At 66.2% G+C, this 14,879-nt stretch carries 14 protein-coding genes; 12 read left to right on the top strand and 2 right to left on the bottom strand.

What is annotated here, in order from left to right; translation table 11 throughout:
• From ACFU5M_RS21620 to ACFU5M_RS21645, 6 genes are all read left to right on the top strand, one after another.
• Positions 1-354 (top strand): GntR family transcriptional regulator, encoded by a 354-nt coding sequence (locus tag ACFU5M_RS21620; protein ID WP_379051938.1) that lies wholly within the window; start codon positions 1-3, stop codon positions 352-354.
• A gap of 254 nt (positions 355-608) precedes the next feature.
• Entirely contained in the window at positions 609-1,643 is a 1,035-nt protein-coding gene (locus ACFU5M_RS21625; protein WP_379051940.1) for a hypothetical protein, read from the top strand.
• A complete protein-coding gene (locus ACFU5M_RS21630; RefSeq protein WP_379051942.1) occupies positions 1,633-2,121 on the top strand; it encodes a gamma-glutamylcyclotransferase family protein in 489 nt (162 codons plus the stop codon). The genes ACFU5M_RS21625 and ACFU5M_RS21630 overlap by 11 nt, the downstream gene beginning before the upstream one ends.
• A 973-nt stretch (positions 2,122-3,094) precedes the next feature.
• Positions 3,095-3,271: a hypothetical protein gene (locus tag ACFU5M_RS21635; RefSeq protein WP_379051944.1), complete on the top strand. Its 177-nt coding sequence runs from the start codon at positions 3,095-3,097 to the stop codon at positions 3,269-3,271.
• Between the two features lie 53 nt (positions 3,272-3,324).
• Complete coding sequence (locus ACFU5M_RS21640; protein ID WP_379051946.1) at positions 3,325-3,711, top strand: hypothetical protein; 387 nt, start codon at positions 3,325-3,327, stop codon at positions 3,709-3,711.
• A gap of 298 nt (positions 3,712-4,009) precedes the next feature.
• Positions 4,010-4,741 carry a DUF4145 domain-containing protein gene (locus tag ACFU5M_RS21645; RefSeq protein ID WP_379051949.1) on the top strand — a complete coding sequence of 244 codons (732 nt, stop codon included), beginning with the start codon at positions 4,010-4,012 and terminating at the stop codon, positions 4,739-4,741.
• Positions 4,742-5,319: 578 nt separating this feature from the next.
• Here the strand turns inward: ACFU5M_RS21645 and ACFU5M_RS21650 are convergent.
• A complete protein-coding gene (locus ACFU5M_RS21650) occupies positions 5,320-6,246 on the bottom strand; it encodes a phosphatidylinositol mannoside acyltransferase (protein WP_379051951.1) in 927 nt (308 codons plus the stop codon).
• 605 nt (positions 6,247-6,851) lie between these two features.
• Here ACFU5M_RS21650 and ACFU5M_RS21655 point away from each other — a divergent pair.
• Complete coding sequence (locus ACFU5M_RS21655) at positions 6,852-7,352, top strand: ArsR/SmtB family transcription factor (protein ID WP_379051954.1); 501 nt, start codon at positions 6,852-6,854, stop codon at positions 7,350-7,352.
• Here ACFU5M_RS21655 and ACFU5M_RS21660 read toward each other — a convergent pair.
• The gene (locus ACFU5M_RS21660; protein ID WP_379051956.1) at positions 7,320-7,910 is read right to left on the bottom strand and encodes a carboxymuconolactone decarboxylase family protein; all 591 of its coding nucleotides are present in this window, start codon (positions 7,908-7,910) and stop codon (positions 7,320-7,322) included. The genes ACFU5M_RS21655 and ACFU5M_RS21660 overlap by 33 nt on opposite strands.
• 250 nt (positions 7,911-8,160) lie before the next feature.
• Between ACFU5M_RS21660 and ACFU5M_RS21665 the strand changes: the two genes are divergently transcribed.
• The 5 genes from ACFU5M_RS21665 to ACFU5M_RS21685 all read left to right on the top strand — a co-directional run.
• Positions 8,161-9,786, top strand: coding sequence for an acyl-CoA synthetase (locus ACFU5M_RS21665; RefSeq protein WP_379051959.1), 1,626 nt, complete (start codon positions 8,161-8,163; stop codon positions 9,784-9,786).
• A gap of 177 nt (positions 9,787-9,963) precedes the next feature.
• Positions 9,964-11,622: an acyl-CoA synthetase gene (locus tag ACFU5M_RS21670; RefSeq protein WP_379051962.1), complete on the top strand. Its 1,659-nt coding sequence runs from the start codon at positions 9,964-9,966 to the stop codon at positions 11,620-11,622.
• Positions 11,623-11,766: 144 nt separating this feature from the next.
• The gene (locus ACFU5M_RS21675; RefSeq protein WP_379051964.1) at positions 11,767-12,327 is read left to right on the top strand and encodes a hypothetical protein; all 561 of its coding nucleotides are present in this window, start codon (positions 11,767-11,769) and stop codon (positions 12,325-12,327) included.
• Positions 12,328-12,754: 427 nt separating this feature from the next.
• Complete coding sequence (locus ACFU5M_RS21680; protein WP_379051969.1) at positions 12,755-14,116, top strand: PepSY-associated TM helix domain-containing protein; 1,362 nt, start codon at positions 12,755-12,757, stop codon at positions 14,114-14,116.
• A 106-nt stretch (positions 14,117-14,222) separates the two neighbouring features.
• Positions 14,223-14,879: hypothetical protein (locus ACFU5M_RS21685; protein ID WP_379051972.1), on the top strand; the 657-nt coding region annotated here is incomplete at its 3' end.

Genomic DNA, 14,879 nt, shown 5'->3' on the forward strand with positions numbered 1-14,879 from the left:
ATGGAGCCCGTACGTGCTGGTCTTGCCGCTTACCAGCAAGTCGTAGAACGGATTAAGGACGAGATTCGGGCCGGTACGCGCCGTCCTAGCGAGCGCTTGCCCGGCAACCGTCGCCTCGCTGAGGAATTTGGGGTCTCACTCGGCACCGCCCAAAAGGCGCTCCGAGTTCTTCAGGATGAGGGCTGGGTCGTCGCTACCCCCGCAGTTGGAGTGTTCGTGGCTGGCGAGTTGCCCACCGAGCCGTCGAACGGTCTGGATGATCTGCGCGCCGAAGTTCATGAGCTGCGCAAGATCACGGACAACCTCGCGGCACGCCTCGATCGGATCGAAGGTAGATCCCCGTCCGAAGGCTGATGCCGCGCATGTGATTTGAGCTGTGCGTTGCATGCATCCATGAGACGCCTGAAGGATGTTGCGTCACTACGCCTCGCATGTCGCGTCTATCTCTTGACTGTCACGCCCGTCACGGTGGCTGTACCGTCTATGTCACGTCCTGTTTGTACCGAGGGGACGGGGAGGGGGACAACTTGGCAACTATCCGACTGAAACACCTTCTGCGAGAGCGTCATTGGCAGAAGTACGCAACTTTCTGTCGCGAATATGACCGTGTGGCATGCGCTGTTGACCAGGAGTTGCAAGGCACCGCTCCGAGCCGTGGGCAGCTACATCGATGGCTAGGTGGTGAACTCAAGGGCCTGCCCTATCCTGATCACTGCCGCGTACTCGAAGCCATGTTCCCAGGATGGACAGCAGAAGCGCTCTTCGAGGTCGTTGCCGATACGCCGCGAGCGAACGGGTCAGAGTACGCCGGCGTTGCGCAACTTGTTCGCGCGGTCGAGGAGGCATTCAGCGCGCCCGACGCGCACAGAGCTGCTTGGAGTACTCAGCCAGCTTCCATCGCCCGCATGGCGACCGGCCTTGATGGCGCAATCCGTAGTGACAACGACATTCCCGATGCAATGCACACCATCGCAAAGAAGTTGGTCGCGCTTGCACGAGTGCTCCGGATAGACGCTCAAGAAACTGCCCGACTTGCCAGTCTCGCCGGGCAAGTCGTAGAGCTTGAAATGCATGTGAGCATAGATATTCAGCGCGACGGCCTATCAACCGTTTGCTACAGGCACGAATTGTTCAATATGAGCGAACAGCCGATAACACGTATAGCGCGTGAAGTATGGTTTGAGCACACGCCAAATGGAATACATATCTCCCCTTCCAGTGATGGAACACGGAAGGTGATCATTCAGCGAATACACGATACGCCCGGATTATCCAAATTTGCATGCCAAATATCGCCTCCTATTCGTCCTGGAGAAACTGGGACAATTCAGTACGAATGCAAGGGCGGTCAATTCGTAAGTGATCACTATTGGCGGCAGGGCCTACCCCGCTATACCCGGCACGTGACGATTACTCTGCGGCACAATGAAGTCGGGCGGCTTCTTGACTACTCGGCCACTGAAGAACAAGTCAATGGCTCTGAGCAGTCCATATCCGAAGATCTTATCTGGGACAATGACGGAGACGACGTCATCGTCACTCTTACCCGCGACTATCTCCGTCCAGGACAATCAGTAACCGTACGGTGGGATGTCGAACATTTAGAGCGGCAGCGCACGAAGGAGAGTTTGAATGTCGACTGAGACGCGGAGAGTCCACGAGACTCGATTCGACATCCTCGGCTCCGCGGGGGTGAACTCAAAAGAGACGTTACCCCTATTCGCTTACGGAACTCTTCAACTCGAGCCCGTACTAGCCGCACTCATTGGACGCCTACCCGAATCCGCCCCTGACAAGCTGGAAGGGTGGCGAGTTGCCCGGCTTCCTGACCGTGTTTATCCGGGGCTCGTTCCCGATCCTGGAAAGTCAGCTCTAGGACGAGTTCTGAAAGGAATTACACCCGACGAGTGGATGCTACTCGATAGATTTGAAGATAATGACTACGACCTAGTGCCGGTCATACTCGCCAGTGGGACGCGAGCAATGGTTTATGCATGGACGAAGGCGGTGGACCGAATGGATTGGCTACCGGACGAGTTCGCAGCCTTGGAACTCACTCCGTACGTCGAGCGATGCACCGCCTGGCTACAACGTGATCGCGCCCAGCAGCCTGAGTCGTAGCGTGCACACTACTGTGTAGCTTCAACACCACGCTATATGTACAGTTAGAACCGTCACGTGAGTGATGCCGAGCGGTGGGACCGCCATCGCACGACGGCCCCACCTGATGGGTTACCTAGTCCACACTCGGCGGACCAGCATGAGCGCCCCGGCGATCACGGCAGCAACCACCAAGATGGTGCCGTAATCGACCGGGGTCTCTTGCTTTCTCCGGCGATGTTTCGCCATCCCCACCACCTCCTTCCTGGGCGCGGTGTGTGGACCGAGTCCACCGCCCCTCGGCTGGAGGTGCGTCCACCTTACGTGATCGCAACGACAGGAACGCTTGAACCGCAACAGGTTCCGGCACTTCCCCCATCAGCCCAGGGCATCACCCACTACGGACGACGATCCCGTCCACGTTGGAGGTGATCGGCGTTCCGCTTGTGAGCGCACCCGCGTTGTGCGAGTTGTTGCCGAATTTCGCCATACAGACTCAAGGGCGGCGCTGGCGCGCCGCCTACGCGGCGCACCGCGCCGCGACGCGCAACCGCCGGCCTCCGCAAGCTGCGGCAGGCGGGCGCGTCGGTGCGTTGCCCCGCGTTTGGCGACGTGGCAGAACGCACCCTGTTCCTATCTGGCCGCTTTCTCAACGTCCTCGCAGTGCTGGGCACGCCGACAGCCGTACCCGACTGACCTCCCGCAGTCCTCGACGAATCCGCCCGGCACTCTGCCCGGTCAACCGGCTGTGGTCCCGTGGAGCTCCGGACACGTTCACAAGCAGGTCACCGCAGTCAGCCCAGCGGGCCCCGCCGATCGCGCTGTTCCTCTCCGGCCGTGGCGGTCTGACTGATCCGAGGGCTATCACGCCACCAGCGGGCATCAAGAGCGCCTACGGCGTCACTACGTGATGGCTGGCGCCACTCTTGACACCCGCCGGAGCCGTGATCGAGACGCCCTCAGCCAGACCACCCCAACCGGAGAGGAACCGAAGATGAACGTCACCGAGCCCACCACCTGCCAGCTTCGCGGATGCGACAACCCCGCCGCGGTCCCGTTCCTCTACGAGTACCCCACCCACGGCGAACAGCAGGAAATCCGGTGGCGCTGCCACCAGTGCGAGGCTCAGATTCGCCGCAACATCGAGACCATGGCCCGCTACCCGTACTGATCCCGGAGGGGGCTTCGGCCCCCTTCCTCGGTGGCTCGGAATACCATGCCCGCGTGGCAGAAACCATCGTCGTCGCGCTCGTTGCTGGCGCATTCGCCTTGGTCGGTGGCGTGATCGGATCAATCGGCGCACCTTGGACGAACTGGGCGATTCAGAAGCGCAAGGACGACCGTCAACATCAACGTGACCTAGTCGACAAATGGCGCAACGGAATCGCGGAGCTGGTGAGCGGCCAAGAGGCCAATGGCCTGTCCTGGTACGAATCCCTTCGCCCGCATCTCAGCGCCGAGCTGATCAGCAAGATCGAGCCCGGATACGGTAATCGCATCATAGGAATCCCGATCAACCCAGACCGGGACCACGCACGGCCACCCGAGATCCGAGAACTCTTGGCGACCGTCGACCAGCTTGAGAAGACGTGGGGCCTGTCCGGGCGATAGCTTCAAAGCCGCAGAAGCCGAGGCGAATTCATCCGCGCCCTTCGGTCGCGTGGCCCTGCTGTGTGGTGGCCTGCATTGTGTTCACGCGCCCCTCCAGCGTCAAGAGCGCCTACGGCGTCACTGCGTGATGGCTGTCGCCACTCTTGACCCCGGAGCCTCTACGCGCGAAAGGCAGGCCGATAAGGGGCAGGCGCAGCCAGCCCGCCTTAGGGTGCAACCCACCACCCAGCAGGGCCAACCGCTGGTAGTGCCCGTCAAAGCGCCTGGCTAACGGTCCGATGCTGACTATGCTTCACCCATGGATTGGGGAGGAGACCTCGACCGGCTGGACGTTCTGCCAGCGATCGTTCGCCGCGCACTGGCGGAAGTCGATGGATGTATGAGGGGCGGCGCTTATGCGATGGCCACGGTTGCCGCGCGCCGCGGTCTTGAGGCTCTGTGCCGCGATCAAGGCGTAACTAAGGGGACCCTTGAGAAGCGCCTCATCGCGCTGAAGGAAGCGGGCACTATCGACGGCCGTCTTGCAGAGTGGGCGACTCATCTGCGCAACATCGGAAACGAGGGTGCTCACGATCTTGACTTCGAGCCGGACCGAGAGGAAGCCGCCGACTCGAAGGCTCTCCTGGAAGGCATGGTTCGGTATGTCTACATCGACCAAGCCCGCTACGAGGAGGCGAAGCGACGATGGGAGTACCGACGCCTTCCTCCTCTCGACCTCCCCTACGAGCTGACCACCTACAAAACTGGTTGCGCGGTTCTGACGATCCTGAAATCGCGAGAAGTGTCCGACGCCCATGACGATGGCCGCCGCGAGATTGGTACCTGGGTCCTGCACTGGTCTGGGTTCCCGTCGGAAGCTAAGCCCAAGCCTGGAGACCTGAGTATCGGAGTGGAGGGCTTTGCCAGTGGCCGGCGGGCTGCCGCCATTTGGCTCGAAGCTCGGGGCTACCGTCTCGGGGAGTGGAAGCGGGTGTTGGTACCGGCCAAGGCCATCGAGTGTCCTGACGACACCCATTCTCCCCCCTTCTAACCCACGGGGGCCCCGTGAAGCCAGGCCGTCCACAGGCCGCGAGAGGTCCGGGAGTAGGCGGAAAGGACGAGAACTGCGGAGAACCATTCGCGCAGTTCAAAGCACATTTTCCGGGGATTCCGCCAGGGCACCGCAAACCTGCCGCAAGATTCTGGACATCTTCGAAGGCACCCAGCAGATCCAGCAGTTGATCGTGGCCCGCCGCGTGCTCGGCAAGACCAGCGCCGAGCTGAAGTGATGCCTGCTCAGACGATCGGGTGACGAAATCCGGTGCGAGTTTCTCGGACTCGCACCGGATTTTTCGTTTTCAGACCGCCGATCGAATCGAATGACGTGTCTAGCGAACTCATTCGGCGATCACGCGACTATGGCCTCCGGACCGAATGTTCCGTATCCTTCGCGCACATGTGGAGCATTGTCCTTATTTCGATTGTCAGTTGTTTCGTGATCGCCGCTGGATTCGCGTGGGGGCTGCCCGGCGACTGAGGAAATCTTCGGCATGAGGACGGGCCCGACACAGACGCGCGAACGTCATCGCCGGTAGCGCATCCATTCCTGAGGATGCGCCGGTGGGCGCACTAGCCCTCCGAGTGGTGCAGCGGCGGATTCGCCGCGCGGCGAGCAAGCTGGGCCGCGGTGAGGTCGGCGGTCCAGAGCGGCTGGAGCATGTGCCAATCGGCGGGGTGGGCGGCGATACCGGCAGCGAATCGGTCGGCCAGCGCCTGGGTGGTCTCGCGCACTCCGCGGCTGATGTCGAGCGGCGGATCCACGTGGACTCCCCAGCCGTCAGAGGTGAACCAGCAGTGCACGGGAAGCAGTGGCGCGCCGGTGTCGATCGCCAGCCGAGCCGGTCCGGCCGGCAGCCGGGCCGGCTCACCGAAGAAGGTGACCGGTACGCCCGTACCGGACAGATCACGTTCACCGAGCAATCCGACTATTCGTCCCTGCCGGATCCGGGCGAGCAATTGCGGGAACGGCGGCGTCGTGGTCCCGGTAAGCGGGATGATCTCGAATCCCAATTGCTCACGAAAACGAACGAAGCGCCGGAACAACGATTCCGGCGCGAGCCGCTCCGCGACCACGGTCGGTGAGCCGACGCGCTGCACCAGCCAGACTCCGGCGAGGTCCCAATTACCGCTGTGCGGCAGGGCGAGCACCGCACCGGTGCCGCGTTCGACCGCCTCGTGAATGTGTTCGAGCCCGGTCGCCGAGGATTCGATGGTGTCGGCCAGCCGCACCGGGTCCATCGACGGCAACCGGAAGGCTTCACGCCAGTACCGGGCGTAGGAGCGCAGACTCGCCCGGATCAGCGTCTGTGGAACCTCGTCCGGTGCGGCGCCCAGGACGCGAGAAAGGTTCCGGCGCAACTGGTTCGGACCACCGTCGCGAGCCGCGCGTTCGGCTCCCGCGTCGAAGAGGCGGACGGCCAGCGATTCCGGCAGGGCGCGCACCAGCCGCCAACCGGCGGCGTAACCGAAGTCCCATGCCCGGCCGGCCGGATGCACTAATCGCCGCCGGAGTCGACCGGTCCCGCTTCGTCGGTCGCTACCGAGGGTGTCGCGCCGACAACGTCACTGAACACGGGCACGCGAACCACTCCGACCGGCGGCGCGCCGGCCTCGGTGGGCTCACTCGGATGGCTGAACAAAGGTGACCCGTTGGTGCGATACATTTTCTGAATTCTCCGCTCACTCGCGATCGATGACGCCCGATTGGGTGGCACACCGTACAGATACGGTCACCGCCGCCGCGGATTCGGCGGTCGCCTCGAAACCCACACTACCCTCGACCAGACCATACGGAACGGTGTATCGAGGATGCGCCGTAGCGCACCACGGCGGGAGCCGCCGCGCGAGCCCACGATCGACCGCCGAATGCTTGCGCCCCGCTGTCGGCGGTGAGCGGTCGAATCCGGGGCGCGGCCCTGTAACGGGGGGATCTTACGCGGGGCGAAAACCGCTGCGGACGGATACGCCTACCGCCTGGCCACCATCTCGGTTCCGTCGTTCGGCGCCGTCTACAACTGACATCGCGGGCTCCGGCTCCGGCTGCCACGGGACCGGAGCCCTCGGTTTGTCGGAGAGTACGTACTTCCGTAACTTCTGGATTCGTGAGTCTGGAAGACCGAGTCGCCGAGCTGGAACGGCGGCTCAGCGCGCTGGAAGAGAAACCACGGCCGGAGAGCCTGCCGTCGGGCACCGAGGAGTGGGCGGTGGCTCGCCTGCAGGAGGAGTTCGCGGCGGCCGACGAGCCCAACGGTGGCGTCGTCTTCGCCGGGTCGGTCCGCCTGCCCAACGACCAGCAGCGCGCATGGCAGGCCAGGTTCACCACCGGCGACCTCATCGAGGACGACTGGGCCGAAACGGCGGAATGCCTTGCCGCACTGGGTAGCCCGGTCCGGCTGCGGCTACTGCGGGAGATCATGGGCGGGCGCAGAACCGCGGCCGAACTGGCCGGGGTGGACGGTGTCGGCGATTCCGGCCAGATCTATCACCACCTGCGGCAGCTGGCCGCGGTGGGCTGGCTGCACACCGCAGGCCGCGGCCGGTTCGAGGTCCCGGCCGCCAGGGTGGTTCCGTTACTGGTCGCCCTCGCCAGTGCCCGGCGCTGATCCGGCGGCGACGTATCCGGCACCGGCGAGCAGTGCGCCCATCTGCTCGTATGCCGCCCGCTCGCGGGGCGCGATCGTGGCCAGGCCGTCGACGTAGCGGTTGAACATGCAGAACGCGGCCGCGACCAGCACCGCGTCGTGGATGTCCTCGTCCTTCGCCCCCGCCGCGCGCGCGTGCTCGACATCCTCGGCGGTCACCGCGAGCCCCGACTGCCGCACCTTGTCCGCGATGCGCAGCAGGGCACGGAGTTTCGGATCGATCGCGGCGGATTCCACGTCCTCGATGACGGCGTCGATCACCTCGCGACCGCCGTCCACCAGCACCGCCGCCGTCGCCGCGTGCGACTGTGCGCAGAAATAGGTTTCGTTGCGCGAGGACACGTACGCGGCGATCGTTTCGCGCTCCCCCGGTGTCAGCGGGGACGACCCGCGCAACAACGTCTGTGCGAACTGACTGAGCGCCGCGCCGGTTTCGGGTTTGAAGGCGAACAGACTCCGGATGCCGGGCAGATCCTCGGGAAGGTCGATGAACGGTGCGCGGTCCTTCGGATCGGACATCGGCGGCGTCTCCCTTCGAGCGGTCTCGAGACGATGCGAGGGTAGCGCTACCGACCGGTAGCTAAGAGCCGAATCTCGGAATCTGGCCGCGCACCGCTCCCACCTGCGGCGGACGCGACCGAACCGAGACTGATTTGTCCGATTTAATTGTGACCTGCCACACTCCGCACTGCTACGGTGGCTAATCGACACGCCGTACCGGTTCGCTAGGTCGAAGACCGACGCGAGGGTTTTGTGGAGGTAATTCGACATGAACTTGGCCCACACGCTGGAGGCCGTGAAGGCGCTGGGTGTGCTGCGCTCCCGAGGGGTTTCCGATCCCCGGAAGCCGCTGGAGACGCTGCGGACGATGAAGGAGTCGCGCATCTTCGGCCCCCAGGCGACATTGATCCGGCACTCCGCGCGGGTGGCGCCGGACGCGCCGGGCATCGTGGACGAGGCGGGCACCCTGACCTACCGCGAACTGGATGACCGGTCGACGGCCGTCGCACGCGGCTTGCAGGCGGCGGGCATCACCGAGGGCATGGTGATCGGCCTGCTCGCGCGCGACCACCGCGGCCTGATCATCGCGATGACCGCCGCGGGCAAGCTCGGCGTGCGGGTGGCACTGATGAACACCGGGTTCGCCAAGCCGCAGTTCGCCGAAGTGTGCCAGCGCGAGAAGGTCAAGGCGGTGCTGCACGACAGCGAGTTCCTCGGCCTGCTCGACGCGCTGCCCGCCGACATGCCGCGCTACCTGACCTGGGTCGACGAGGGCACCGCGCTGCCGGAGGGCGCGCAGACGCTCGACGACCTGGTCGCGGCGAACTCCGCCGATCCACTGCCCGCGCCGAGCAAGCCCGGTGGCTTCATCATCCTCACCAGCGGCACCACCGGCCTGCCGAAGGGCGCTCCGCGCACCAAGGTCACGCCCCTGTCCACGGCCCAGATGGTCGACCGGATCCCGTTCCCGCAGCGCGGCACCCAGGTGATCGTCTCGCCGATCTTCCACAGCACCGGCCTGGCCACCTGGCTGGTCGGCGCGGCCCTGTCCAACAAGGTGGTGGTGCGCCGCCGCTTCGACGCCGAGGCGACGCTCGCCCTGGTCGCCGAGCACAAGGCCGACATGCTGGTGGCGGTGCCCACGATGCTGCACCGGATGGTCGAGCTCGATCCGGCGATTCGGGCGAAGTACGACACTTCCTCGCTGAAGGCGATCGTGCTGGCCGGTTCGGCGCTGTCACCGGAACTGACGATCAAGGCCACCGAGGCGTTCGGCCCGGTGCTCTACAACCTCTACGGCTCCACCGAGTGTGCCGTCGCGACCGTGGCGAATCCGGAGGATCTCGCCCTCGCCCCCGGCACCGTCGGGCGCGCGCCGATCACCTGTGAAGTGCGGCTCTACGACGAGAACGACCAGCGCGTCACCGCCATCGACACCACAGGTCGGATCTTCATCCGCAGTGGCGCGCCGTTCGAGGGCTACACCGACGGCAGGCACAAGCAGATCATCGACGGCTACATGTCCAGCGGCGACGTCGGACACTTCGACGTCAACGGCCTGCTCATGGTGGACGGCCGCGACGACGACATGATCGTCTCCGGCGGCGAGAACGTCTTCCCGCAGGAGGTGGAGAACCTGCTGCTGGAACGGCCCGACGTCTTCGACGTGGCGGTGGTCGGCGTGGACGACGCGGAGTTCGGAAAGCGCCTGCGCGCCTTCGTCGTCCCCGAGCCGGGCCACTCCCCCGACGGCGAGGAGATCAAGGCGTACGTGAAGAACACCCTGGCGCGGTACAAGGTGCCGCGCGAGGTGGTCTTCCTCGACGACCTGCCGCGTAACGCGACCGGCAAGCTGCTGCGCCGCGTGCTGGTGGAGTACGAAGTCCAGGCCTGATCCGCAGCGGGCCGGGGCTCCCCCGCCCGGCCCGCTACCTGCGGGTAGCACCCGCTGAGATACATGACACAGCCGGTTACACGAGCTTGCTACTGTTAGCGCCAGCACTGGGTACCGAAATTGCGGTCCGTACCACCCGGAGGATCACCGGGTGAAGCCGCCGGAAGGTTGTCGTCGATGTCTCTTTCCCTCCCCGCGCTGGGCGGCACCGCCCGCAAGGCGGGCGATCTGGCCCTTGGCGTGAACGTGATGGTCAAGCGGCGGCTGTTCAATCCGCTGCGCCCCGACCACGCGGCGCGTTCGGCGTTCAACATCTTGAAGTTCGGCCCGTTCGCCGGCGTCGTCATGCACGCGGCGCAGACCAGGCCGCATGCCGTGGCCATCGTCGACGAAGGCGGGGAGCTGACCTTCGGCCAGCTCAACGAGCAGTCCAACGCGCTGGCCCGTGGATTGCAGGACAAGGGCATCAATCCCGGTGACGTGGTGGCGATCCTGGCCCGTGACCATCGCGGCATGGTGCTGAGCCTGCTGGCCACCGGCAAGCTCGGCGTGCGCGGAGTGCTGATGAACACCGGGTTCGCCAAGCCGCAGTTCGCCGACGTGGCCGAACGGGAGAACGTCAAGGCGGTGCTGCACGACAGCGAGTTCATCGACCTGATGAGCGCCATCCCGGCCGCGATCCCGCGCATCCTCACCTGGGTGGACGAGAAGGACGGCGCCGATCCGGGGATTCCGACCATCGACTCGCTGATCACCGGGCAGTCCGGCGCCGCGCTGCCCGCGCCGGCCAAGCCGGGCGGCATGGTCATCCTGACCAGCGGCACCACCGGCACCCCGAAGGGCGCCCCGCGCGACCGGGTCAGCCCCTTCGCCTCGGCCCAGTTCGTCGACCGGGTACCGCTGCCCGACAACGGCACCATGATCATGGCGGCGCCGATCTTCCACGGCACCGGCCTGTCCCAGTTCACCCTCGGTCTCGCGCTGGGCAACCGGGTCGTCTTCCAGCAGCGTCGCTTCGATCCCGTGCGGACGCTCGCGAATATCGAGAAATACCGCGCGGATTCGCTGGTCGTGGTCCCGACCATGCTGCAACGCATCCTCGACCTGGATGCGGACGTGCTGGCGAAGTACGACGTCAGCAGCGTCAAGGTGATCTTCGCGGCGGGCTCGGCCATCGCGCCGGATGTGGTGACCCGCACGCTGGACCACTTCAACGACAGCCTCTACAACCTCTACGGCTCCACCGAGTGCGCCGTCATGACGGTGGCGACCCCCGAGGATCTGCGGAAGGCGCCGACCACCGCGGGCAAGGCTCCGGTCGGCATCAGGATCGTGCTGCTGGATGAGAACCGCAAGCCGATCACCGAACCGAACGTCACCGGAACCATCTTCGTGGACAACGGCTTCGCCTTCACCGGCTACACCGACGGCCGCACCAAGGAGGTCGTCGACGGCATGATGTCCAGCGGCGACGTGGGGCATTTCGACTCCGACGGCCTGCTCTACATCGACGGCCGCGACGACGACATGATCGTCTCCGGCGGCGAGAACGTCTTCCCGCTCGAGGTGGAGAACCTCATCGCAGGCCGCGACGACATCTTCGAAGCCGCTGTCGTCGGCGTGGACGACCGTGAGTTCGGCAAGCGGCTGCGCGCCTTCGTCGTTCCCGGTCCCGACTCCAAGCGCGACCCGCAGGAGATCAAGGACTACGTCAAGGCGAACCTCGCCCGCTACAAGGTCCCGCGCGAGGTGATCTTCCTCGACGAGCTGCCCCGCAACGCCACCGGCAAGCTGCTGCGCAAGCCGCTGATCGAGATGGAGGTCGACGCGGGCTGATCGGCGCGCGTCCGAGGTCTTCCGGGCAGGTGCTCCGTCTACCCGGAGAACCGGCGTATCTCCACCCGGAAACCGCACGTCGAGCCGCTGTCGGCGCAGGCCGATGCGGTCGAACGTGTGCAATCGGTCCGCTATCATCAGCGAGTGAGTTACGAGTACCGGTCTGCCGCGGGACGTCGCGGCGCCGTCGCGCGAGTGCGCGGTGGTTCGGCCGGTGCGATCTCGGGAGCGATTTCCGTCGCGGCGCACGGCTGGGCTTCCGGCGGCATGCTGCCGGACACCACCGCGCTGGCGCTGCTCGCCGCCGCGTCCGCCGTGATCGGCGCACTGGTGGCCGGTCTGGCCCCGCTGCGCGACACCTCGGCCGGGCTGGTCGCGGCACTGGTCGCCGGACAACTCCTCGGACATTGCACGATGGGGATCAGCTCGGGCCACCTGCATCACGGTGACGCCCAGCTGACTCCGGCCATGCTGGCCGCGCACCTGTGCGCGGCGTTCGCGGCGGCCGTCGTGATCCGCGGCGCGGAGGCCGCGTACCGGATCGGGACCGCTGTGGTGCGCCGTGTGCTCCCGCTGCGCCACACCCCGCCCGTCGTCGCGGACCGCGCTCCGCTGCGCACCGCCCATCGCGACCGGGTCGTCCTTCGCGTGTTCGCCGCCGAGGCGCTGCGCACGCGGGCTCCGCCCCTCGCGGTCGTTCTCTGAATTCTTCCCCCACCCGGTGCACGTAGTGCCCTGGCGTGAGTGTCGCTCACCGTCACGCACTTCCCGTGCGTCACCGGGGCGCCTCGCACGCTCGTGCCCACGCCTGAGCGTGCCCGCGTCCTGCGTCGTCCGGGTCGCGAATCACCCTTCCGCACGCGGCGGTACGGCCGCGCTCGCACGAATGAGCGCGTTCGTTGTCGACGGTCGTCGCACTACCTGGTGCTGCGACGCGCGTCATGAGAACGCGCTGTCGCCGCGGCGGCCTGTGCCCGACCGGAAGCGATTCGCGCCCCGACCGGGTTCCGCCGTCAGAAATGAAACGACCGTGAGTACAACAGAAACACTGTCCGACGCCGACTTATCGGAGCCGTCGGACTCCTCCGGCCTACGCCGGACCACCGCGCGAAACAGTTTGTACGCGTTGACCATGCGGCTGCACTTCTACGCAGGCGTGTTCGTCGGGCCGTTCATCCTGATCGCGGCCGTCACCGGCGCGCTCTACGCGATCTCGCCGACCTTGGAGTCGATCGCGTCACGTGACCTGCTGACGGTCACGCAGACCGGAACGCCGAAGCCGCTGTCGGAGCAGGTCGGCGCGGCCGTCGCCGTCCGGCCGGACCTGCCACTGGTCGCCGTCGCCCCGGCGGGCGGCGCCGAAGACACCACCCGCGTGCTGTTCAACGACCCGTCGCTGGGCGAATCCGAGCGGCGGGCGGTATTCGTGAACCCGTACACCGCGCAGCCGGTGGGCGACGCCGTCGTGTACGGCAGCTCGGGAGCGCTGCCGATGCGCACCTGGATCGATCGGTTGCACCGTGACCTGCACTTGGGCGAGCCCGGCAGGCTCTACAGCGAGCTCGCCGCGTCCTGGCTGTGGGTCGTCGCACTGGCCGGTCTGGTCATCTGGGTGCGCCGGGTGCGCGGCCGCCGGGCCCGCAACGGCTGGGGATGGCTGTGGGCGGCCGATCGGTCGCAGCGCGCGCGGGGCCGCACCCTGAACTGGCACGGCGCGGTCGGGATGTGGGTGCTTCCCCTCGCGCTGCTGCTTTCGGCCACCGGCATGACCTGGTCGACCTACGCGGGCGAGAACATCACCGAACTGCGCGAGCAGCTCAGCTGGACCACACCGGCGGTCAGCACCGCCCTGCCGGGAGACGTTGCGTCCGAGCATGATTCGGGCTCCGACCACCACGGCGGCGGCCACACGACACATGCGCCCGCCGATTCGGCCGATTGGATCGCCCAGCTGGATCCGGTGTACGCGACCGCCCGTGCCGAAGGCATCACGCAGGCGGTCGAGATCGCCGTCCCGGCCGAGCCGGGCAAGGCATTCGCGGTGAAGGAACGCCGGATGCCCGGCACCTACACCGTCGACTCGGTCGCCGTCAACGGTGCGACCGGCTCGGTCACCGATCGGCTGTCCTACGCCGAGTGGCCGCTGATGGCCAAGCTCACCAACTGGGGCATCCAGTTCCACATGGGGCTGATGTTCGGGCTGCTCAATCAGTTGTTGCTGCTCGCGGCGATGATCGGCCTGATCACCGTGATCGTGCGCGGCTACCTGATGTGGTGGCGCAGGCGGCCGACCCGGGATGCGCGCCGGTTCGCCCTCGGCCGGGCTCCGCGCCGCGGCGCCCTGCGCAAATCCTCGCTGTGGCTGCTACTCCCGCTGGTGGCTGTCGCGCTGGTGGTGTGTTGGTTCGTCCCGCTGGTCGGGTCGAGCCTGCTCGTCTTCCTCGCGATCGACGTGCTGATCGGCGTCGCCGGGCGCGTGCGCGCCGCCGCTTAACCCCACATATCGACGGGCGAAGGCCCGTTACATCCACGACCTACCGAACGTCATAGGTATGGCCGTCGCTTCGCCATGCCTTCCGAATCCGAGGAATCTAATGCACATCACGAAACTCGCCCTGGCCGCCGCGTTCACGACCGCCGCCGTAGGCATCTGCGCGGGCACGAGTTCCGCCGCGCCCGCCGCGCCCGCCGACGCCGCGTCCACGGAGGCCACGCCCGCGGTAGACGCGCCCGCTGACGCCGCGCCCGCTGACGCCGCGTCCACGGAGGCCACGTCCACGGAGGCCACGTCCACCGAAGCCGTCGCCGCGGGCGTCGGCTTCACCGCCCACGCCACCGAGACCTCCAGCATCATCACCATCGATTCCGGCTCGCTGGTGGTCGAGGACCAAGTGCTGAAGATCAAGGCCGCCGACGGCACCGTCGTCGCGGGCGCGCCGTTGACCTTCCGCGTCGACGATTTCGCATTTCCCATCGTCGCGGAGATCTCCGAGCGCACCGCGACGCTCTCGCCTCAGTTCGACCTGGCGCACGCGACCTACCAGCCCGTCGCCCTGCCGTTCGAGGACAAGGCGCCGTGGAAGACCGAGTACGACCGTGAGCAGGCCGCCTGGTCCCGTCTGACCAGCACCGTCTCCATGGGTGCCACCATCGGCACGCTGGTCGGCGGTATCGGCGGCGCCTCGGTCGTCTGCTTCCTCGGCGGCATCGACGGAGCTCACTTCGCCGCCCCCCCCATCGTCGGCATGTTCGGCCCG

Source organism: Nocardia sp. NPDC057455, assembly GCF_042802775.1.
Lineage (GTDB): Bacteria > Actinomycetota > Actinomycetes > Mycobacteriales > Mycobacteriaceae > Nocardia.

Bases quoted from the DNA above. Each gene is read 5' to 3' on its own strand.
- ACFU5M_RS21680 (WP_379051969.1), top strand. From the start codon at position 12,755: ATGCGGCTGCACTTCTACGCAGGCGTGTTCGTCGGGCCGTTCATCCTG.
- ACFU5M_RS21635 (WP_379051944.1), top strand. From the start codon at position 3,095: ATGAACGTCACCGAGCCCACCACCTGCCAGCTTCGCGGATGCGACAAC.
- ACFU5M_RS21630 (WP_379051942.1), top strand. From the start codon at position 1,633: ATGTCGACTGAGACGCGGAGAGTCCACGAGACTCGATTCGACATCCTC.
- ACFU5M_RS21645 (WP_379051949.1), top strand. From the start codon at position 4,010: ATGGATTGGGGAGGAGACCTCGACCGGCTGGACGTTCTGCCAGCGATC.
- ACFU5M_RS21620 (WP_379051938.1), top strand. From the start codon at position 1: ATGGAGCCCGTACGTGCTGGTCTTGCCGCTTACCAGCAAGTCGTAGAA.
- ACFU5M_RS21665 (WP_379051959.1), top strand. From the start codon at position 8,161: ATGAACTTGGCCCACACGCTGGAGGCCGTGAAGGCGCTGGGTGTGCTG.
- ACFU5M_RS21660 (WP_379051956.1), bottom strand. From the start codon at position 7,910: ATGTCCGATCCGAAGGACCGCGCACCGTTCATCGACCTTCCCGAGGAT.
- ACFU5M_RS21670 (WP_379051962.1), top strand. From the start codon at position 9,964: ATGTCTCTTTCCCTCCCCGCGCTGGGCGGCACCGCCCGCAAGGCGGGC.